Annotated in this window: 15 protein-coding genes, 1 tRNA gene and 1 pseudogene; 11 read left to right on the forward strand and 6 right to left on the reverse strand. The window is 39.6% G+C overall.

Features of this window, described 5'->3' with window-relative positions; all coding sequences use genetic code 11:
* Nucleotides 1-287: 287 nt before the first annotated feature.
* Nucleotides 288-1,148 carry an S-adenosylmethionine decarboxylase proenzyme gene (locus KSO91_RS03980; protein WP_238741562.1) on the forward strand — a complete coding sequence of 287 codons (861 nt, stop codon included), beginning with the start codon at nucleotides 288-290 and terminating at the stop codon, nucleotides 1,146-1,148.
* Here KSO91_RS03980 and KSO91_RS03985 read toward each other — a convergent pair.
* The 3 genes from KSO91_RS03985 to KSO91_RS03995 all read right to left on the reverse strand — a co-directional run bounded on the left by KSO91_RS03985 (nucleotide 1,108) and on the right by KSO91_RS03995 (nucleotide 4,319).
* Nucleotides 1,108-1,797: an SIMPL domain-containing protein gene (locus KSO91_RS03985; RefSeq protein ID WP_238741563.1), complete on the reverse strand. Its 690-nt coding sequence runs from the start codon at nucleotides 1,795-1,797 to the stop codon at nucleotides 1,108-1,110. The two genes, KSO91_RS03980 and KSO91_RS03985, sit on opposite strands and share 41 nt — an antisense overlap.
* 143 nt (nucleotides 1,798-1,940) lie before the next feature.
* Nucleotides 1,941-3,017 (reverse strand): class II fructose-bisphosphate aldolase, encoded by a 1,077-nt coding sequence (gene fbaA / locus KSO91_RS03990; RefSeq protein WP_238741565.1) that lies wholly within the window; start codon nucleotides 3,015-3,017, stop codon nucleotides 1,941-1,943.
* Between the two features lie 129 nt (nucleotides 3,018-3,146).
* Nucleotides 3,147-4,319 carry a phosphoglycerate kinase gene (locus tag KSO91_RS03995; protein WP_238741567.1) on the reverse strand — a complete coding sequence of 391 codons (1,173 nt, stop codon included), beginning with the start codon at nucleotides 4,317-4,319 and terminating at the stop codon, nucleotides 3,147-3,149.
* A 397-nt stretch (nucleotides 4,320-4,716) separates the two neighbouring features.
* Between KSO91_RS03995 and KSO91_RS04000 the strand changes: the two genes are divergently transcribed.
* A complete protein-coding gene (locus tag KSO91_RS04000) occupies nucleotides 4,717-7,014 on the forward strand; it encodes a bifunctional diguanylate cyclase/phosphodiesterase (RefSeq protein WP_238741569.1) in 2,298 nt (765 codons plus the stop codon).
* Here KSO91_RS04000 and KSO91_RS04005 read toward each other — a convergent pair.
* Complete coding sequence (locus tag KSO91_RS04005; protein WP_238741571.1) at nucleotides 6,953-7,870, reverse strand: LysR family transcriptional regulator; 918 nt, start codon at nucleotides 7,868-7,870, stop codon at nucleotides 6,953-6,955. The genes KSO91_RS04000 and KSO91_RS04005 overlap by 62 nt on opposite strands.
* Before the next feature lie 103 nt (nucleotides 7,871-7,973).
* On the opposite strand from KSO91_RS04005, the gene metE reads away from it, so the two are divergent.
* Entirely contained in the window at nucleotides 7,974-10,280 is a 2,307-nt protein-coding gene (gene metE, locus KSO91_RS04010; protein WP_238741573.1) for a 5-methyltetrahydropteroyltriglutamate--homocysteine S-methyltransferase, read from the forward strand.
* A 380-nt stretch (nucleotides 10,281-10,660) separates the two neighbouring features.
* Nucleotides 10,661-11,407: a substrate-binding periplasmic protein gene (locus KSO91_RS04015; protein WP_338049733.1), complete on the forward strand. Its 747-nt coding sequence runs from the start codon at nucleotides 10,661-10,663 to the stop codon at nucleotides 11,405-11,407.
* A gap of 348 nt (nucleotides 11,408-11,755) precedes the next feature.
* On the opposite strand, the gene tsaD is transcribed toward KSO91_RS04015, so the two are convergent.
* The gene (gene tsaD, locus KSO91_RS04020) at nucleotides 11,756-12,781 is read right to left on the reverse strand and encodes a tRNA (adenosine(37)-N6)-threonylcarbamoyltransferase complex transferase subunit TsaD (RefSeq protein WP_238741575.1); all 1,026 of its coding nucleotides are present in this window, start codon (nucleotides 12,779-12,781) and stop codon (nucleotides 11,756-11,758) included.
* Between the two features lie 274 nt (nucleotides 12,782-13,055).
* On the opposite strand from tsaD, the gene rpsU reads away from it, so the two are divergent.
* The 7 genes from rpsU to KSO91_RS04055 all read left to right on the forward strand — a co-directional run bounded on the left by rpsU (nucleotide 13,056) and on the right by KSO91_RS04055 (nucleotide 20,038).
* Entirely contained in the window at nucleotides 13,056-13,271 is a 216-nt protein-coding gene (rpsU, locus tag KSO91_RS04025; RefSeq protein WP_015464331.1) for a 30S ribosomal protein S21, read from the forward strand.
* 20 nt (nucleotides 13,272-13,291) lie between these two features.
* Nucleotides 13,292-13,735: a GatB/YqeY domain-containing protein gene (locus tag KSO91_RS04030; protein WP_238741577.1), complete on the forward strand. Its 444-nt coding sequence runs from the start codon at nucleotides 13,292-13,294 to the stop codon at nucleotides 13,733-13,735.
* Nucleotides 13,736-13,841: 106 nt separating this feature from the next.
* A complete protein-coding gene (gene dnaG / locus KSO91_RS04035; RefSeq protein ID WP_238741579.1) occupies nucleotides 13,842-15,593 on the forward strand; it encodes a DNA primase in 1,752 nt (583 codons plus the stop codon).
* Nucleotides 15,594-15,688: 95 nt separating this feature from the next.
* The gene (gene rpoD / locus KSO91_RS04040) at nucleotides 15,689-17,545 is read left to right on the forward strand and encodes an RNA polymerase sigma factor RpoD (RefSeq protein WP_238741580.1); all 1,857 of its coding nucleotides are present in this window, start codon (nucleotides 15,689-15,691) and stop codon (nucleotides 17,543-17,545) included.
* A 204-nt stretch (nucleotides 17,546-17,749) separates the two neighbouring features.
* Nucleotides 17,750-17,826, forward strand: a tRNA-Ile gene (locus KSO91_RS04045).
* A gap of 165 nt (nucleotides 17,827-17,991) precedes the next feature.
* A complete protein-coding gene (locus KSO91_RS04050) occupies nucleotides 17,992-19,236 on the forward strand; it encodes an integrase domain-containing protein (protein WP_238741581.1) in 1,245 nt (414 codons plus the stop codon).
* A 166-nt stretch (nucleotides 19,237-19,402) separates the two neighbouring features.
* Nucleotides 19,403-20,038 carry a hypothetical protein gene (locus KSO91_RS04055; RefSeq protein WP_238741582.1) on the forward strand — a complete coding sequence of 212 codons (636 nt, stop codon included), beginning with the start codon at nucleotides 19,403-19,405 and terminating at the stop codon, nucleotides 20,036-20,038.
* A gap of 208 nt (nucleotides 20,039-20,246) precedes the next feature.
* Here the strand turns inward: KSO91_RS04055 and KSO91_RS04060 are convergent.
* Nucleotides 20,247-20,747 (reverse strand): annotated as a pseudogene (locus KSO91_RS04060) (IS30 family transposase); the annotation flags it as partial.
* Nucleotides 20,748-20,862 lie beyond the last annotated feature (115 nt).

Raw genomic sequence — 20,862 nt, forward strand, 5'->3', positions numbered from 1 at the left:
TACTTGTTTGCAATAACAAGATACTTATCCCCTCACATTCCGTTTAGCCAATTTTAAAAGCGCTTTTTATCTTAAATTTTTACGCTGTGTGAGTCCTGACAAATATTAGGGTAAACTGCACACCTCATTTTTATCTTTAGGTTTTTGATGCAAGAAAAAGTAAAAAAATATTCACAACAGATAATTTTACTTGTCTGTTGCTCAGCCAGGTTTTTTATAGAATGATTGTTGTTATCCATTTAAACAGTCAGGAATCAATGCGGCTAAAAAAACAGGACGTAAGTTAAATGTTTTATGAAGGCAGCGAAAAACGCTTAGAGATCATACTTAAAGAAAACAACCTATTACAATTTTCAGATCGATTTTGGGGAAACATGGTCGCACAAGCTGGTGCTTGTATCTTGTCAAAAATAGAAACCCCCTCTATTCGCGCTTATTTATTATCAGAATCGAGTTTATTTATTTGGAAAAACAAGCTCCTTTTAATTACCTGTGGCAATACCCATCTGCTTAAAGCGGCTCAGTTTTTTCAAAAGAATGTCAATAAAGAACAAATTCAATCCTTACTTTTCCATCGCCACCAACCCGCTCGTCCCGAATTACAAAAAAGTAACTTTATGCAAGATTATAGGCAATTATATACCCATTTACAGGGGAGTACACAGCATTGGCAAGGGGAATATCAGGGAGATTTGTTTTTCTTTGGCGAGCTAGAAACAGAAGAAAGATACAGCAAACAACTGTTAATGCTACACGGTTTATCAGGTTCTTTTGCAGATAGATTGCAAGCGGGAGCAACCTCAACAAACGAGATTATAACGCAACTCGCGGTGCTTAAATTTTTCCCGCCAATGTTAATAGACCAATTTACCTTTACACCAAAAGGCTACTCGTTAAACGCCATTGCTGGAAACAATTACTTAACCATCCATATCACACCGGAAAAATTAAGCACTTATTTGAGTGTAGAGAGCAGTTTTAATGAAAAAATTATGCAGCCTTTCCTAAGCCATCTTGTCGTTTTATTTAAGCCGCAACAAAGTAACTTAATGTTTTTCAATAAGAAAAGTAAAAGTAGTTTAGCAATAAAGCTACTAACACATTATGCTAGGGAATTAATAAAAACACTGCCTGCACGCGATCACTGATTTTGATGCTGTTCACCAGATAGGTATTCGAAGCCATCTCCTCTTTCATGGATCGCATCATTGAAGGGCGCGAATAAGAATATTGATAATCAATCGAGTATATTTCCCCTAATTTAGCCTGATAAGCCAACGCCAAGGCTGCGCCTTTTCCCATTGAATCTTCAACAGCCATTTGACGTACTTTAGCCTGCCACTGCTCAGGCGATTGTAGCCCATATTGTAACGTATCAATGGCATCAATATTAGCGGCCAGTACGGCATCTAAAAACTGATTTACTTTATTAATATCCGTTAATAAATAGGTGAGGTTACGTGTTGCCCGAATTCCAATTAAAGTACGTTTATCTTTTTGATAGTCATATTCGGCTCTTGTATAAAGATCCGCTCGTTGCAATATTTCCGTGTTAAACCCTGCTTTTTTCAGATTAGCTAGTACACTCGATACTTGATAATCAACCCGATCTTTGGCAAGAGCGCCTTTGCTCGCTATGGCAGAAGCTTTAAATTGAATAATCACTTGGTCCGGTTTTATCTCAAGTTCAGCGCTCCCTGAGACTAAAATATGAGGCGCACTAGGAAGTGCGTCGGCAAAACTAAAAACAGAAAAAGTGGATATTGCAGCAATCAGTAAATATTGGAAATAATGCATAAAAAGTCCTCTAAATAGAATCAATTAACCTATGGCAGAGCATAGTTCAAATAACAAATATCACTTTCCTACAGGCAAAAAAAAGCCAGCAATTAAGCTGGCCCAATAATTTAAGCTACCTGCAACGATGCAGATTAATTAAATTATAATACGTCAATTGCGTTAAGATCTGAGAATGCTTTCTCAAGACGTGCAACCATAGACTCTTGACCAGCACGTAACCATGCACGTGGATCGTAGTATTTCTTGTTAGGCGCATCTGCACCCGTTGGGTTACCGATTTGACCTTGTAAGAAATCATGGTTTTTAGCATCATAACCACGAACACCATCCCAACATGCCCACTGCGTATCTGTATCGATGTTCATTTTGATAACACCGTAACCGATAGACTCTTGAATTTCAGCTTCAGATGAACCAGAACCACCGTGGAATACGAAGTTTAAGCTGTTAGCTGGAATAGCGTGTTTCTCAGAAACAAATGCTTGTGAATCACGTAAAATAGTTGGCGTTAGTTTAACGTTACCTGGTTTGTAAACACCGTGTACGTTACCAAAAGAAGCTGCGATAGTGAAACGTGGGCTAATTTTAGAAAGTTCAGTGTATGCATAATCAACTTCAGATGGTTGAGTATAAAGTAATGAATCATCCATATCAGAGTTATCAACACCGTCTTCTTCACCACCAGTACAACCTAGTTCAATCTCAAGCGTCATATCCATTTTAGCCATACGCGCTAGGTATTTAGCACAAGTTGCGATATTTTCTTCTAGAGGCTCTTCAGAAAGATCAAGCATGTGTGAAGAGAAAAGCGGTTTACCAGTTTCTGCAAAGTGAGCTTCACTTGCAGTTAGTAGTCCGTCGATCCAAGGAAGCAATTTTTTAGCTGCGTGGTCAGTATGAAGAATAACTGGAACACCGTAAGCTGCTGCCATTGCGTGAACGTGTTTAGCACCAGAAACCGCGCCAAGAATAGCCGCTTCTTGACCTTCAAGTTTAAGACCTTTACCCGCGTTAAATACAGCGCCGCCGTTAGAGAACTGAATAACAACTGGAGCTTTAACTTTAGCGGCTGCTTCAAGTACTGCATTGATTGAATCGCTGCCAATAACGTTTACCGCAGGAAGTGCAAATTTATTTTCTTTTGCAACTGCAAATACTTTTTGTAAGTCATCACCAGTGATAACACCAGGTTTTACAACGTCTAAAATCTTAGTCATGAGGATAATCCTATTTAGTTAAATTAAATACTGCTAAATTTCGCGCATAACATACCATAATAAGGCGGTAAAAAACACACGAATAAAAATCTAATAAAAGCGAGAATAGATCTCGCTTTTATTATTTGCTTAACTGTTTGCGCGTGACTCTAACATTGCCACTGCGGGTAATACTTTACCTTCAACAAACTCAAGGAAAGCACCACCACCGGTAGAGATGTAAGAAACATCTGCAGCGATATCAAACTTATCGATAGCTGCCAATGTATCACCACCACCTGCTACAGAGAAACCATCAGATTCAGCGATTGCTTTCGCGATACCTGCAGTACCGGCTTCGAAGTTTTTGAATTCGAATACGCCAACAGGGCCATTCCAGAGAATGGTTTTTGCACTTTTAATAATGTCTGCAAGTACTTTAGTTGAATCAGGACCTAAATCGAAGATCATGTCGTCATCCTGAACATCAGCAACGTTTTTAATTACCGCTTCGGCATTTTCATCAAAAACTTTTGCACAAGCAACATCAGTTGCCACTGGAATTGCACACTCAACCATTAATCTTTTAGCTGTTTCAACTAAATCTGCTTCATATAATGATTTACCTACATTGTGACCTTGTGCCGCAATAAAGGTATTTGCAATACCGCCACCAACAACAAGTTGATCTGCGATTTTAGAAAGTGATTCAAGTACGGTAAGCTTAGTCGATACTTTAGATCCACCAACAATGGCAACGAGAGGGCGAGCAGGGTTATCCATTGCTTTACCTAGCGCTTCAAGTTCAGCTGCAAGCAGTGGACCGGCACAAGCTACAGCCGCAAATTTAGCAATACCGTGCGTAGATGCTTGTGCTCTGTGTGCAGTACCAAATGCATCCATAACATAAACATCACAAAGTGCAGCAAGCTGTTTGCTTAATACTTCTTCGTCTTTTTTCTCACCTTTGTTAAAGCGTACGTTTTCAAGTACGACTACTTCGCCTTCATTTACATCTAGGCCATTTAAGTAATCAGTTGCTAAGCGAACAGGTACACCTAATGCTTCGTTTAAGTAATCAACAACAGGTTGTAGAGTAAATGGCGCATTTTCTTGTGCACTACCACCTTCAACGGGACGACCTAAATGAGATGTGATCATCACTTTAGCGCCTTTTTCTAACGCCAATTTGATTGTTGGGATAGAAGCGCGAATACGAGCATCAGATGTAACTTTGCCCTCTTTAATTGGCACATTAAGATCTTGACGGATAAATACGCGTTTGCCGGCTAAATCTAAATCAACCATTTTTTTTACTGACATGATGTGTCCTCTCTTTGGATTTTAAAACGATATAATTATGAGTTTACTGCCTGAATATCGATTCAAGCTTAGCTATCAGGCTGCTTTAATAACAACATTATTACATTGCATTCATCTTACCAGCAGCATTATAGACGAATATTTCGTTACTTAGATTATAATGGGGGGTAATTTACCTTTTTCCAATGGGGGTGAGGGTTGATTTATATCATTTTCTGTAACTTTTTTGAAAATGAATCAAAAACGCCAATTTATTAAGTCGCATTATGCTTAAATTTCAAACAAAAAGAGTTAAATGGAGACGATATGAGGCATCAAGCAAGATTTTATACAATATTTCAATTATCCTGCGAGTCAGCAATTCTCTGCCGCTATTATGTAGGTCATCAGTTTTACTATGCTTCATTTAAAACAAAATATTTGGTTACTATTTTATTTCCTGGTCTTTCTCGGTGGTGTTTTATTAGCCACTGATATACATATAAAAAATAAAGAGATATTAAACGAAGTCAAAAGCGAGCAATTATATCTAACCAAAATTTATCATCGTCACCTTAATTCATTATTCACAGAGCACGAAATTCTCAATGACCTGATCGCTAATGAATATATGCAGAACCCCAAGAATACCCGCGAAACGTTTGCAAGAGTACTCGCATTAAAGCCACTTTTACTCGATATAGCTATCTTCTCTAAAGAAGGGGAACTAATGCTTTCCGCATTAAATCCTTCACTGCCTAACCTATTAGAAAACAGCAACACTCAACAATGGTTCCAAGAGAGTCTCGACACTAATGGCATGGTGATTGGTAAAGCTTATTTTATACTTGACCTCAATAAGTGGGTTCTACCGATGCGCACAAAGATTGTTGATGATCGCGGTAATACTGTCGCAGTGATATCAACCGGAATCGATTTAGCGGAGCTTCATCAACGCTGGTTCCAAGAAAACCATCATAAAAACACTATCCAAGCGACATTAAATAACGGCGCATTACGCATTTTTCGCAATAATTTAACAACGCAGCAATACGCAAATTATTACAATAAGCCACTACCAAACAAAAAAATATTTAACCAACGCCTATCGCAATTAAAGACCCGCTTAAATACCAACACCACAACCGATTCAACACCTTTCATACAAGATATTAGCGCTTCAGGCACAACTGGTTTGTTGTATACTATTACCTACAACAAGCGTTTTCGTTTGTGGATCTCGGCGGAAATACCCTACCAATTGGTGCTACAGAAACTCTCCCAGCATATCTTTTTCGCGGTTGTTTTTTACCTGCTATTCATACTTATTATTTTTAGCTTTTTCCGTTGGATTGCTAAAATCGAAAAAAGCAAACTAAATGAACTCACCTATAAAGCCGAGCATGATGCATTAACCGGACTCGCTAATAGCACCGTGATGAAAAAATACTTTCGCCAGTTACAATGCACTACAGAGAAACCGCTGGCCTTACTTTATTTAGATTTAGATCACTTTAAAAATATTAACGATACTTTTGGCCATAGTTACGGCGACCTCATTTTAATCGAAGTCGCCAAGCGCCTTACCCAAAGCTTAGCTCACCATAAGGGCCTTGCTACACGCTACAGTGGGGATGAATTTGTTATTTTTGTAGAATCGAATAATAAAGCTGAAATTTCGGCCTACGCAACATTTTTGCTGAAAAGCATCTCACTCCCTTATTTAATTAAGCAAGATGTGTTTAGAATTCGCGCCTCAATCGGCATTGCCTGCTTTCCCGATGATGCAAGCAATATCGAAAGCCTCCTTAGTTACGCCGATAGCAGCATGTTTATGGCGAAAAAGCAGAAAAACCAATGCCTGTTTTTTTCCAAAAGCGTCCATCATCAATTAATACACAATATAGAGATAGAGCAGGCGTTACATCATGCGATTATCAATGATGAGATAAGCTTGGTTTACCAGCCACAATTAGATAGAAATCAAGCACTCTTTGGTGTAGAAGCGTTAGTGCGTTGGAATAACAAGAAGCTGGGCAATATTCCACCGGATCTATTTATTCCTATTGCTGAAGAAATAGGGCTAATGCCCAAACTAGGCTTGTATATTATGCATAAAGCCATGCAAGAAATAGCCAGTTTACAGGCACGCGAGGCATTGCAATTTAAGTTATCTATCAATGTTTCTGTCCGTCAATTTGTACAAATAGATTTTATTGAAAAACTAATGGATGCATGTAAAAAATATACTGGGGGACAAATCGCTATTACCATTGAGATAACTGAGAGCTTATTCATTGAAAGTTTAGATGATCTGCTGCCTACTTTTTATAAGATGAAAGATAATTACATTTCGCTATCATTAGATGATTTTGGAACGGGTTACTCGTCCTTAAGCATGCTTAAAAAACTGCCGATTGATGAGTTAAAAATAGATAAGAGCTTTGTTGATAATATTGCCGATAATAGTAATGACAGAGCGATGGTAAAAAGCATTATCAGCATGGGTAAAAACTTAGGTCTGTTAGTTTTAGCCGAAGGTGTTGAGCACAAAGAGCAAGTTGAAATATTAAAAAAATCGGGTTGTGATATTTTTCAAGGTTATTATTTTTCCAAACCGTTATCACTTAAGGATTTAGAAACGTTTGCTAAAATCAATAAAGCGACTCACCATTTACCAAGGAAGTTTGGGCACTTGCCTGACCAATCTCAATAAACTTACTAATATACGGGATATGCTGATCCTGCTTTCTAATCATCGCGTATAAAGTTTTATATATCCCCTGTTGCCCCAAACGTACTTTTTTGACTTGGTATTGCTCACTCGAACTATCCGCTAACCATTCTGGCAGTACACAAACGCCGCGTTGATATTCGACCATCTGTAACATAATAGCGAGTGACTCTATCTGTTTATGTCCCTTTGGCTGCACATTTTCAGGCCATAAAAACTGTTGATAAATATCTAAACGCTGTTTTTCAATAGGGAAAGTAAATAACACCTCATGTTGTAATTGTGCAGCAGAAACCTGTGTTTGTTTTGCTAACGGGTGCAGATTAGAAACAACCAACACCTGCTCATAATCGAACAGAGCAAAGTACGCTAATAATTTGTGCTCAATCGTATCGGGTGTGACCAATAAATCCACATGGTGATTTACCAAGCCTTCAATACCAGAAAAGTTAAACTGTCTCATAATATCAATATCAATATTCGCCTGAGCCTGTAGAGAATGAGCAACCACTTGGGTCAGCCATTCATTACAGGGAAAACACTCAACACCGATCCGCAATACCCCCTGCACTCCTTCACCCATCGCCATTAAAGCTAGCTCTGTCTGAGTTAACGCCGGCATCACTTTTTTAGCCGTTTTTAATAACAGTTCACCTGCGGGGGTTAAGCGTAACCGCCGGCCACAGCGCTGCCAGAGCTTCACATTGAGTTTTTTCTCTAAGTAGCGAATTTGATGAGACAACGCCGATTGCGTTAAACAGAGCGAATCAGCAGCCTGCGTTAATGTTCCTTTTTCATCCAAGGCGATCATTATTTTAAGGTGGGACGGCTCTATCATTATGAACAAACCTCATGGATTAAGAGTAAATCATCATTATTTTTCATGATCGATAGTACCCATAATGAAGTTCAACTTCAACAGCAAACATAAGAGACAAAAAATGGCACAACTACATCACTTAGGATTTCCACGCATTGGCAATAAACGTCAACTAAAATTCGCTCAAGAAAAATTTTGGGCGGGTGAAATAACAGAAGATCAATTACAAGCCACCGCGGCAGAGTTGCGACAGAGCAACTGGATTGAGCAACAAGATTTTTCCTTGAATCTACACACTGTCGGTGATTTCTCACTCTATGATCAAGTACTTGATACAAGTTTTTTAGTGGGTAACATTCCCACAAGGGCAAAGCAGAGTGGCGAAGATAATCGCCTTGGCAACTATTTCCGTGTCGCGAGAGGGCGCTCACAAAAGAGCAGCTGTTGCTCGGCCGTTAATCATGAAACGGGGGAAACACAAGCCGGTGAAATGACTAAATGGTTTAATACTAATTATCATTACATCGTGCCTGAATTTACCCAGCAAACGACCTTCTCTTTAAATGCAAACGATCTTCTTAAACAGATTGAAGAATTGCAAAAAATCAATGAAAATATAAAACCTGTGATTATTGGCCCGGTAACTTATCTATGGCTGGGTAAAGAGAAAGATAACAGCAATAAATTAGAGCTGCTGCCAGACCTACTCGAAATTTACGTCGAGCTTTTTGCTTTACTGGCAGAAAAAGGCATTGAATGGTTACAAATTGATGAACCAATTTTAGTATTGGAAATAAATAACCAATGGCAAAACGCATTGCAAATCGCTTACCAAAGACTGCAACAGTCGAACCTCAAACTGTTATTAACCACTTACTTTGGGGAGCTTAAGGATAATCTGCAGCTCGCCTGTGAACTACCTGTTGCCGGGCTCCATCTTGATGCGATTAACGCGCGTCATGAAGTTGAACCTGCAATCACTTATTTAAGTGAAGATAAGGTACTGTCACTGGGCGTGATCAATGGTTGCAATATATGGAAAAGCGATCTTAACGGGATCTTAGAATGGTTAACACCGATTCATCATAAATTGCAGCAGCGCTTATGGATAGCGCCGAGCTCATCACTATTACATGTGCCAGTTGATCTTCAGAGCGAGCACAAGCTTGATCCAGAAATTAAATCATGGCTCGCTTTTGCCACGCAAAAACTACAAGAGTTAAGTCTACTAGGCACCGCCTTAAACAATGGAATTACAAGCGTAATCGCGCCGCTAGAGGAAAACAGGCTGGCGCTGCAAAATCGCCGCAATAGCACCCGAGTGAGCAATCCAAAAGTGCAATCGCGAGTAGCGGCTATTAACGCGAGTTTGGGCAAACGTAAGCAGGTTTTTAAGCAACGTGCTGCGCTTCAGCAATCCTATTTGAATCTACCGAACTACCCGACCACCACGATAGGATCATTTCCACAAACTAATGATATTCGGGCAACACGTAGGGCAAAACGTTTAGGTGAAATCAATGAAGTCCAATATAAAAACAGTATGAAAGAATCAATAAAATGTTGTATCGATGAGCAACATCAGATTGGTTTAGATGTATTGGTACATGGTGAAGCTGAACGTAATGATATGGTTGAATACTTTGGAGAGCTGCTTGACGGTTTTGCGTTTACACAATTTGGCTGGGTACAATCTTATGGCTCCCGTTGCGTGAAACCGCCGCTATTGTTTGGCGATGTCTGTCGACCAAGAGCAATGACAGTTGAGTGGGCAAGCTACGCACAGTCATTAACAGAAAAGCAAGTCAAAGGTATGCTAACAGGCCCTGTCACTATCCTCAACTGGTCATTTGTGCGTGATGATCAAACGCTACAGACAACCTGCAATCAAATTGCATTGGCGATCCGCGATGAAGTATTAGATCTTGAAAAAGCGGGTATTAATATTATCCAAATTGATGAGGCTGCATTACGTGAAAAACTACCGCTGCATCGATCTAAATGGCCAGAGTATTTAGCTTGGGCAATTCAGGCATTTCGCATTACCGCCAACGGCGTCGAAGATAAAACTCAAATTCATACGCACATGTGTTATTCCGAATTTAACGATATTATTGAAGCGATCGCGGCAATGGATGCCGATGTAATAACCATTGAAACATCGCGTTCAGATATGCAACTACTGGATGTTTTTGAAGCCTTCAACTATCCCAATGCGATAGGGCCTGGCGTTTATGACATTCACTCGCCCAATATACCGAATATTGAGCAGATGCTGCAATTGATGAAAAAAGCCGCACAACGTATCCCTGCAGAGCAGCTTTGGGTTAATCCTGATTGCGGTTTAAAGACAAGGCACTGGCAGGAAGTGATACCGGCCCTTAAAAACATGGTAGAAGCGGCTAAATTATTACGTATTGGCGGCTAAAAGAGGATAAAAAACAAAAAAGGAGCACTTTAAAGGCTCCTTTTTTAGTTAAAAAATATTTAACAACTCTCAAGTAGGATAATATTGACCATAACAACGAACCCTTGCTTGAAGAAACAATACCTCTTCATAAATCCCTCTGCGCGCCACCAATTTCATTAGCTAAATCTTTAGTGATTCGGGCATGTCACCGCTTGAACCAAGGCGCTTTCGCTGATTGCCATGAAGCTTACCCGGATCTGTAAAGGCTGAAGGATAATGCGCCGCGACACAGAAAATCGACGTTCTTCATTGAATATCGAATTGTGCTTACTATTTTCACCTAACGCAGCTAATATACTAAATTGCCTTAAGTCATTTATATTGGGATGTATTTATATATGAAAGAAATCGGCAATAAATATTTGCTCTTAATCGTATTGAGTGCTTATACAACGATCACAAAAGCCAATGACGTGCGAATGGCTTTTAGCTTAGATATCCCCCCTTATATTTTCGAGAAAGATAATAAAGGCATTGAAATAGACATAATTTCTGCCGCTTTGGCCATAAAAGGACACGTACTTAAGCCCCTATATTTTCCTCTTGGCCGTATCCCCTTAGCCTTTAGAAATAATACTGTAGATGCAGTAATGGGGGATATGGGGGTAGATTTGTCAACGTTTGGTGGCGCTTATGCGGAGCCTGCCATTATTTATGATAACGTGTTCATTACTTTAATGAAAAATAAGATCGTCATAAAAGAACCCAAAGATTTAGACAACTTGACTGTCGTCTCATTTCAAGGAGCTGAGAAGCGTTATCCCAAATGGTTAAAAAAAGTAAAAGAAGAAAAGCGATTTTATGGCATTAGTGATCAACTCACTCAGGTAAACTTACTCATTTTAGGACGTTATGACGTTGTATTAAGCGATCACTATATTTTCAAATATTCGCTGAGGCAGATGATGCTTATAAAGCATATTCCGCCTATTTACGTCGAAGAACATAAATTTACCGAAGTTAACCGAAATGACTACCGCCCTGTTTTTAGAGATAACAAGATACGCGATGATTTTAATTTTGGTTTACTACAAATAAAAAAGACGGGCCTTTATCAAAAAATTTACGATACTTACCTAAACTAATGTCCGAAGTGAAAGCTCTATCATTAAATATATCCATCGATAATAAAGATATTAACTCGCTACTGCTATTGGCAGCATCAAAGATTGCTCTAGAAAGAATCGCGGGTAACTTACAGTTCATCACATAAAAAAGAGAAATACAGTCGCTGGTACAAATCTATTTTTCGGCGTCACCAGAGAAGAGCCCCTACTTTTTCAATGTAACAAAACGATTACAAATCAGCGCCTTGTTACAACAACAGGAGAAGCGGACAAGTAAATAAAAGCACTTTTTTTAAACTTGTTTTCAGCACTTTTTAAGTCGATTTTACGGGCAACTTGGGAGGTTGTTTTTACACCATAAAAACATCAAGACTTGTCATTAATACTACGTAATTGTTCCAGTGGCCAACGCGGTTTAGCCTGCACAGCTAAGCCCTCAAAATGCCCTGCCTTTAAGCGTTGCAGACCCGCATAAGCTATCATGGCACCATTGTCCGTACAAAATTCATTACGCGGGTAAAACACTTGGCCGCCTAACGACTGCATTAATACCGCCAATTGCTCACGTAGCGATTTATTCGCACTCACCCCGCCCGCGACAACTAGACGCTTTAATCCCGTTTGCTTTAGCGCTCGTTTACATTTTATAGCGAGCGTATCGATTACGGCATCTTGAAATGCTAAAGCGATATCAGCTTGCGTTTGCACATCATTGCCCTGCGCATGAATGGTATTTGCAGCGAATGTTTTTAAACCACTAAAACTAAAGTCAAGCCCAGGTTTAGTGGTCATCGGCCTTGGAAAAATAAATCGTCCAGCGACCCCATTTTCAGCAAGTTTGGCTAAACGAGGGCCACCTGGATAATCCAGCCCTAATAATTTTGCTGTTTTATCAAAAGCCTCACCCGCTGCGTCATCAATACTTTCACCTAAAACATTGTATTCCCCAATCGCATCCACCTGTACCATTAGCGTGTGCCCACCAGAGACTAATAGAGCCAAAAAAGGAAATTCAGGGCGTTTCTCCTCCAGCATCGGTGCTAACAGATGACCTTCCATATGATGCACCGCAACAGCAGGTTTATTCCATGCAAAGGCTAAACTACGGCCAATACACGCACCAACTAATAACGCGCCGACTAACCCCGGCCCGGCAGTAAACGCAATGCCATCAATATCTTCCTTGCTGCAGTTTGCCGCAGCTAGCGCTTCTTTAATTAAGGGGATAGTTTTGCGCACATGATCACGCGAAGCAAGCTCAGGAACGACACCACCGTAGTCTGCATGTAATGCCACTTGGCTGTATAACTGGTGCGATAACAGCCCTAATTGATCATCATAAATTGCAATGCCTGTTTCATCACATGAAGTCTCAATACCTAAAATACGCATATGACAAATGTTCCTTTATGAAAATAAATAATAAAATGCACTTAAAAAACGCGCTAGTTTAACGTAAATTGATTATTAACAGTGTTTTTTTTGTCTGCTTAATTGCAAATAAGCAGAATACACAGACACAATAAATAAAATCTTAAGATCTTTCACTTTTTAATCCGATTTAACACACTAATCCTTTACTTTCGGTCCCAAATAGGATTAAAATCTCGCACCATTTTAAATGAACTGGTCAATATACGACCGTAACCATAAAGGTAATAGGCACATGCCAGTAATTAAACTTCGTGAAAACGAACCATTTGACGTAGCACTTCGTCGTTTTAAACGCTCTTGCGAAAAAGCAGGTATCTTAGCAGAAACACGTAAACGTGAATACTTTGAGAAACCTACTACAGTACGTAAACGCGCTAAAGCAGCTGCTGTTAAACGTCACTTGAAAAAACTTTCTCGTGAAAACGCACGCCGCGTACGCCTTTACTAATTATTTAATAAAGGTTATTTATGTCTTTAAAAGCAAGATTAAAAGAGCAACAAATACTCGCGATGCGAGCCAAGGATAAAGTCCGTTTAGGCACTATCCGTATGTTACTCGCAGCAATCAAGCAAATTGAAATCGATGATAAAATTGAATTAAATGACGACGGCGTAATGGCTGTTGTTATTAAATCAGTAAAACAACGTAAAGATTCCATTACTCAATTTGAAAAAGCGAAGCGAATTGATCTTGCTGATATAGAAAAAACAGAACTTGCTATCTTACAGGAGTTTCTCCCACAACAGCTGACCTCAGATGAAGTGAAAACTTTAATCGAACAGGCCGTTACATCTTCGGGTGCAAACGGAATGAAAGATATGGGCAAGGTAATGGGGTTACTGAATAAAGATACTCAAGGACGAGCTGATATGGGTGAAGTCAGCGCGCTTGTAAGAGCGGCTTTAGCTTAAACTAATCTCTCGTTAGATAAAAAGCCCCATGCTTACTTGTAAGCTTGGGGCTTTTTTGTTTCCTGATCCGACTGCTGACGGATTAATTTAATAAATGGTTTAATATATGGCTGGACGCATTCCTCGAAATTTTATTGATGATCTTATCGCGCGCACCGATATTGTCGATTTTATTGATAGCCGTGTAAAATTAAAGAAAAAGGGTAAAGACTATCGTGCTTGCTGCCCTTTTCATAATGGTAATAATAACTCTTCATTTTCAGTCAGCGCTGACAAGCAGTTTTATCACTGTTTCAATTGTGGCGCTAGCGGCAATGTGCTTACCTTTATTATGGAATACGATGGTATTGAATTTGTCGATGCTATTGAGACACTCGCCGAACAGCTATCGATAGAAGTGCCTCGAGAAGAAACGGGCACAGGAAATTCGCCGCAGAGCGACTATGTAGATAGGAAAGATCTTTATCAATTAATGGCTGATATTACCATTTTCTATCAGCAGCAACTACGTCAGCATAAAAACAGCCAGCAAGTGATCAATTACCTTAAAGGTCGAGGTCTATCGGGAGAAACCGTTAAACGCTTTAAAATAGGTTATGCTCCCGATGGCTGGGATGAATTGCGTAAACGCTTTGCTATTTCTGCTGAATTAGAAAAACAGCTAATCGATACAGGCATGTTAATTGCCAAAGAAAAAAGTGGCAGTTATGATCGTTTCCGCGATCGTCTTATGTTCCCGATTTACGATCGTCGAGGTCGAGTGATTGGTTTCGGTGGACGGGTGTTGGCCAATGAAGAGCCGAAGTACCTTAATTCGCCAGAGACCCCTCTTTTCCATAAAGGCAAAGAACTGTACGGCTTATATCAGGTCAAACAAGCCTATAAAGAGATTCCTCGAATTCTAGTCGTTGAGGGGTACATGGATGTTGTTGCACTTGCACAATTTGATATCGATTATGCAGTCGCATCTTTAGGGACCAGTACAACAGCAGATCATATCCACATTCTATTTCGCCATAGCAGCGAAGTTGTTTGCTGTTTTGATGGTGATAAAGCGGGTAGAGATGCCGCTTGGAGAGCATTAGAAAATGCGCTTCCCTACATACAAGACGGCCGCACGCTACGATTTATGTTCCTGGCGGACGGAGAAGATCCAGATAGCCTAGTACAAAAAGTAGGGAAACAAGACTTTGAGTTATTAATTGAACAAGCACAGCCTCTATCGGACTTTCTTTTTCAGCACCTATTATCACAAGTAGACATGGGTAATCGCGACAACAAAGCAAAACTTGCACAATTGGCGATACCACTAATCAGCAAATTGCCGGAAAGCGTTTTTAGGCAGATGATGAAAGAACGTTTAATTATTTTATTGGGTGTTGATGAAGATGGCTTAAAGAAACTGTTACCCGATGCAAAAAAAATAGAACAAAAAAACAAAAAACAAAAAGTAACGCCGATGCGTTTGGCTGTTTCACTGTTATTGCAGCATCCGAGTATCGCTTATGGTTTGCCTGAGTTCCCTGAATTTAAAGAGCTCAACTTACCCGGCATCACTTTATTGAATTCATTACTTGAAATTTGTCGTATCACCCCCAATATCAACACAGGGGTGTTACTTGAACATTGGCGAGAACGACCTGAATATAAACAGCTAACCAAGTTAGCTGCATGGCAAAATGATGTTAATGAAGAAAAGTATGAGGCTGTATTTCTAGATATATTAGAAAATTTCCTTAATTTACATATCAGCAACAAAATTGAATTTTTAAAACAGAAAGAACGCGCAGGAAGAATTTTAAGCAGTGAAGAGACGCTGCAACTTTTTTCTCTTCTGCGTGAACAAAAACAAAATTAATGAAACTGGAAAGAGTTACAATATAAGCGTATAATTTGGCGCTCGTATTTTTTTCAATGACATCCCTAATTCGCAATTTATTTTGGACGGTATCTATGGCTCACACACCTCAGTCACAGCTCAAAGAACTTATTATCAAAGGTAAAGAAAAAGGTTTTTTAACCTACGCAGAAGTTAATGACCATCTGCCACAAGATATTGTTGAATCTGAACAAATTGAAGATATTGTGCAAATGATTGGCGATATGGGTATCCGTGTTGTAGAAACAGCACCTGATGATGACGATATGATGCTCGGTGGTGATGACAGTGATTCACCCGATGAAGACGCGGTTGAAGCCGCAGCACAGGTATTAGCAACCGTTGAATCAGAAATTGGTCGTACAACGGATCCTGTACGTATGTATATGCGTGAAATGGGCACCGTTGAACTACTAACACGTGAAGGCGAAATTGTTATCGCTAAACGTATTGAAGAAGGTATCAACGAAGTACAGAACGCAGTCTCGGAGTATCCAGAAACCATCACCGGATTGCTAGATCGATGGGACAGTTATGAAGCCGAAGAGATAAAGTTAACTGATTTAATCAGTGGTTTTGTGGATCCGAATGATGAACTAACGCAGGCCGTCAGCGCGACACATATTGGTTCTGAATTGACAGAAACCCAATTAAAAGATGAAGATAAATCTGACGATGACGATAGCGACGACGACGAAGATGAAGAAGAAGGACCTAAGGGCCCCTGTCCTATAGAGGCAGCTGAAAAATTTACTGAACTGCGCAGACTTAATCAAATTGTCGTCGATTCGATCATAAAAAATGGCCGCGCTCATAAAGACACACGCACAGCAATTACTGAACAAGCAGACTTTTTTAAACAGTTTAAACTAATCCCAAAACAGTTTGATCGTATAGTTAAAGCAATCCGCTCTTCAATGAATGCGGTTCGAGTGCAAGAAAGATTAGCTTTAAAGATTTGCGTAGAGCAAAACAAAATGCCTAAGAAAGAGTTTATTGCACTTTTCAAAGGTAATGAAACAAATAGAACATGGCTAGACGCAATTCTTACAAGTGGAACCGATTACGGCAAACGCATTAGTGAGTTTGATGAAGATCTAACCCGTTGTATCCGAAAGATGCTTGCTGTTGAAGAACAAAGTACGTTAACTATCAGCAACCTGAAAGAAATAACTCGCAATATGAGCATTGGCGAAGCGAAAGCTCGTCGTGCTAAAAAAGAGATGGTAGAAGCGAACCTACGTCTGGTTATCTCTATCGCCAAAAAATATACCAACCGTGGTTTACAATTCTTAGATTTAATTCAAGAAGGTAATATCGGCCTAATGAAAGCCGTTGATAAATTTGAGTACCGTCGTGGTTACAAATTCTCAACTTATGCAACATGGTGGATCCGTCAAGCCATTACTCGCTCAATTGCAGACCAAGCTCGAACAATTCGTATTCCAGTACATATGATTGAAACGATTAATAAACTTAATCGTATATCACGTCAAATGTTACAGGAAATGGGTCGTGAACCTCAGCCCGAAGAGCTAGCAGAGCGCATGATGATGCCGGAAGATAAAGTCCGTAAAGTGCTTAAAATTGCGAAAGAGCCCATCTCAATGGAAACACCGATTGGTGATGATGAAGATTCGCATCTTGGTGATTTCATTGAAGACACGACCATTGCACTGCCCGTTGACTGTGCGACAAGTGAAAGCCTTAAAAATGCAACCAATGAAGTACTAGAAGGTTTAACCGCACGAGAAGCGAAAGTATTACGCATGCGTTTTGGTATTGATATGAATACCGATCATACACTCGAAGAAGTTGGCAAACAGTTTGACGTAACACGTGAACGTATTCGTCAAATCGAAGCGAAAGCACTACGTAAACTTCGTCACCCAAGTCGCAGCGAACAATTACGCAGCTTCCTTGACGAATAAAGGCGATTAATGATCGGAGAAAAACCCTGCAGATGCAGGGTTTTTCTTAAATAGTGATGAATAGCCAAGATAATCAACAAACAACGTAGAATTAATAAGCAAACGCGCTAGATATGCTAGACAGGGAAATACACAGCTTATATAATCGCACTTCAAATTTACCCTCTTAGCCTTTAGATTAAAGCTTCGCGGATACAAAAATTTGGCCCCTTAGCTCAGTTGGTTAGAGCATACGACTCATAATCGTCAGGTCCCCCGTTCAAGTCGGGGAGGGGCCACCACTTTTTCTTCTTATAACGTCCACAGAAGTCCACCAGCCCAGCAATACCAACGCTTAAACAGTCATTTAGCGTCTACTAACATCTATCAATATCTTGTAACAACCACGTTTTAATGTACCATCAGATGTACCAACGGCAAATCATCTCAATTTTTGGTGGTACATCATGGCAAAAACAGTAACTCCTTTAAATAATACTCAGGTAAAACAAGCTAAACCAAAGGAAAAAGAGTACACATTATCCGATGGTGATGGCCTGCAACTGCGAGTAGGCACAAATGGATCGCGGATTTGGATTTTCAAGTACACTCATCCGATCAGTAAAAAGAGAACAAATCTTAGCTTTGGAAAGTATCCAGATGTATCAATTGCTCAAGCAAGAGATAAACGAAAAAATGCCAGAGAATTGCTCGCCCAAAAAATAGATCCCAAAATATATAAAGACGAAGCACTGCAACAGCAAAAAGAAGCATTTGAAAATACCTTTGGTGTGCTTGCTGTAAAGTGGCTCGATTTAAAGAAACAACAAGTAAAACCAGAGACAGCAGAAAAAGCTTATCAGTCACTAACAAAACACATTTTACCGTCATTGCAAAACGTGCCAATCCATTCGATAAAACCAAAACTGATTATTGATATTCTTGAACCTGTAAAAAACAAAGGAAGTCTAGAAACGGTTAAACGCTTATGTCGAATAATTAATGAGATAATGCGCATTGCTATCGCATCAGGACTCATTGAAGTCAATTACCTTGCAGATATAACTAAGCTATTCCCTGCCCCTAAAAAAACTAATATGGCTACCCTTGAACCAAGCCGACTACCTGAGCTAATGCAAGGGCTCCACAGCGCCAATATAACCAGGTTAACTCGATGCCTGATTGAATGGCAACTGCATACAATGACCCGCCCTATCGAAGCCGTAACAGCCCGATGGGAAGAAATAGATTTAGATAAAAATATTTGGGTTATTCCAGCTGAAAAAATGAAAATGAAGCGATCTCACACCATCCCCTTAACGCCTCAAAGCCTAGCGCTTCTCAACGTGCTTAAACCAATCAGTGGACATCGAGAGTTCTTGTTCCCTGGTCATAGAGATCCCAGAACACACGCCAATAGCCAAACAGCTAATATGGCGATAAAAAGAATGGGGTTCGAAGGACAGCTTGTTTCACATGGCTTGAGAGCGCTAGCAAGTACTACCTTAAATGAAGAAGGGTTTGATCCTGATGTGATCGAGGCCGCGTTAGCACATATCGATAAGAATGAAGTACGAAGAGCCTACAACAGGGCTGAATATATAGATCGCAGACGCGTTCTAATGTGCTGGTGGAGTGAGCATATTGAAAATGCTTCGACTGGTAACATTTCGATAGCGGGCTTAAGGGGATTGAAGGTTGTTGGTGGCTAATCCTTCTCGAGCAGACAATGATTTTCATTACTATTTGATCACATACATGTTCTTTTTAAAGAATACAGAAAAAAACTGTAATACAATTTGACATACGGAAAGGCATGTAATACATTTTGTAATACGAAACACGCGTATTACAAAATGACATACAGGAGATATTACCATGTCACTCACAACCCATATTAAGAACCTCATTAATACCCCCTCTGATTCGCAGTTACTTTCAGTGCGTATCCCTAGCATTACCGTGAACCTTATTGATGAATTAGCTTCAGCACTAGATAAAACACGCTCAGATTTAATAACAACTTTTATTAATGGTGGAATTGAAGAACTTGAAAAACAACTTTCAGTGACTAGAGCTCAAAATGAATCGCCTGAAATTGAAAACTCCGAACGAACGGACAGTGATGCACGCTATTTCATGCTCAATACAAACTACAATAATTCTGAAGAAGATCATTACACTATGCTTGAAAATGAAGAAGCATCAGCATTCTACGCACACTGGAAAGAAAACATCGCTTACTTAAAAGAAAATGATATCGTTTTTCTTTACCAGAGTGGCAATGGTATTTGTGGCTATGGCTTAGCAGACAAAGAACTAATAAAGCGAGACCATGAAGGTAAAAAGAATCAATGTTACTCAAGAAAACTTAATCAGTTTGTTCGAGCTACCAAACCAATCACAGCAAAGGCTTGTAAAGATGCTACTAAGTCTAATTTAAATTTTCGTAACACTATGGTTTCACTGACTAAAGATCAAGGTAAAGCCCTAATTTCCAAGCTTAGTGCTTAATCTATTCTGCTTGAGTGTGGGTATAAACAGAGCCCACACTTACCGTTTATATACAACACCGTGAAGTGGTTGACAAACAAAGTAACTATAGTCATTTGAATATTAAAGCTAGCACTAACAATAAAACTAAATTACTAAAAAAACTCTCCACTTACCAAGCTGAATGAATTTATATACCTGGCAGATTCAACTCTGAAGTGCATAACCGCTACGCAGCTATAGCTGCCATGTATTCAGCCATTAATTTGGCTGGTGTTTTGTAATTTATTTTCTTTCTTGGCCTATCATTGAGCTTTACTATTACATCTTGAACTTCTGATTGCGATACTTTTTTGAAGTCAGTTGATTTTGGCCAATATTGTCGTAGTAGGCCATTGGTGTTTTCATTCAATCCCCGTTGCCACGAACAATAAGGATCTGCAAAATAAACATCACATTTTAAACTCTCTGTCATCTCTTCATGATAGGCAAATTCTTTACCATTATCTGCGGTGATCGTTAGTACTACTTCCTTAAACGGTTTTAACAAAGCAATGGTTGCTGCTGTTACTGTTTTTGCTGACTTGTCATCAACACGTGTAGATACAGTAAAGCTGGTTTTCCGCTCGACAATAGTGACCAGTGCGCCACTGTGGCCTTTGCCAATAACAAGATCAATTTCCCAATCACCAATTCTAGTTTTATCATCAACAATTTGAGGCTTGGATTCAAATAATAAGTGCATAACTTGAATAGGTAGAAAAAACGGTCAGCTGAATATATGCTAATCGCTTTTTCTCCGGCAAGAGATGCAACAATGAAAACATATAAACAACTGACCTATG

It is taken from the genome of Psychromonas antarctica (assembly GCF_022267535.1).
Classification (GTDB): Bacteria; Pseudomonadota; Gammaproteobacteria; order Enterobacterales; family Psychromonadaceae; genus Psychromonas; species Psychromonas antarctica.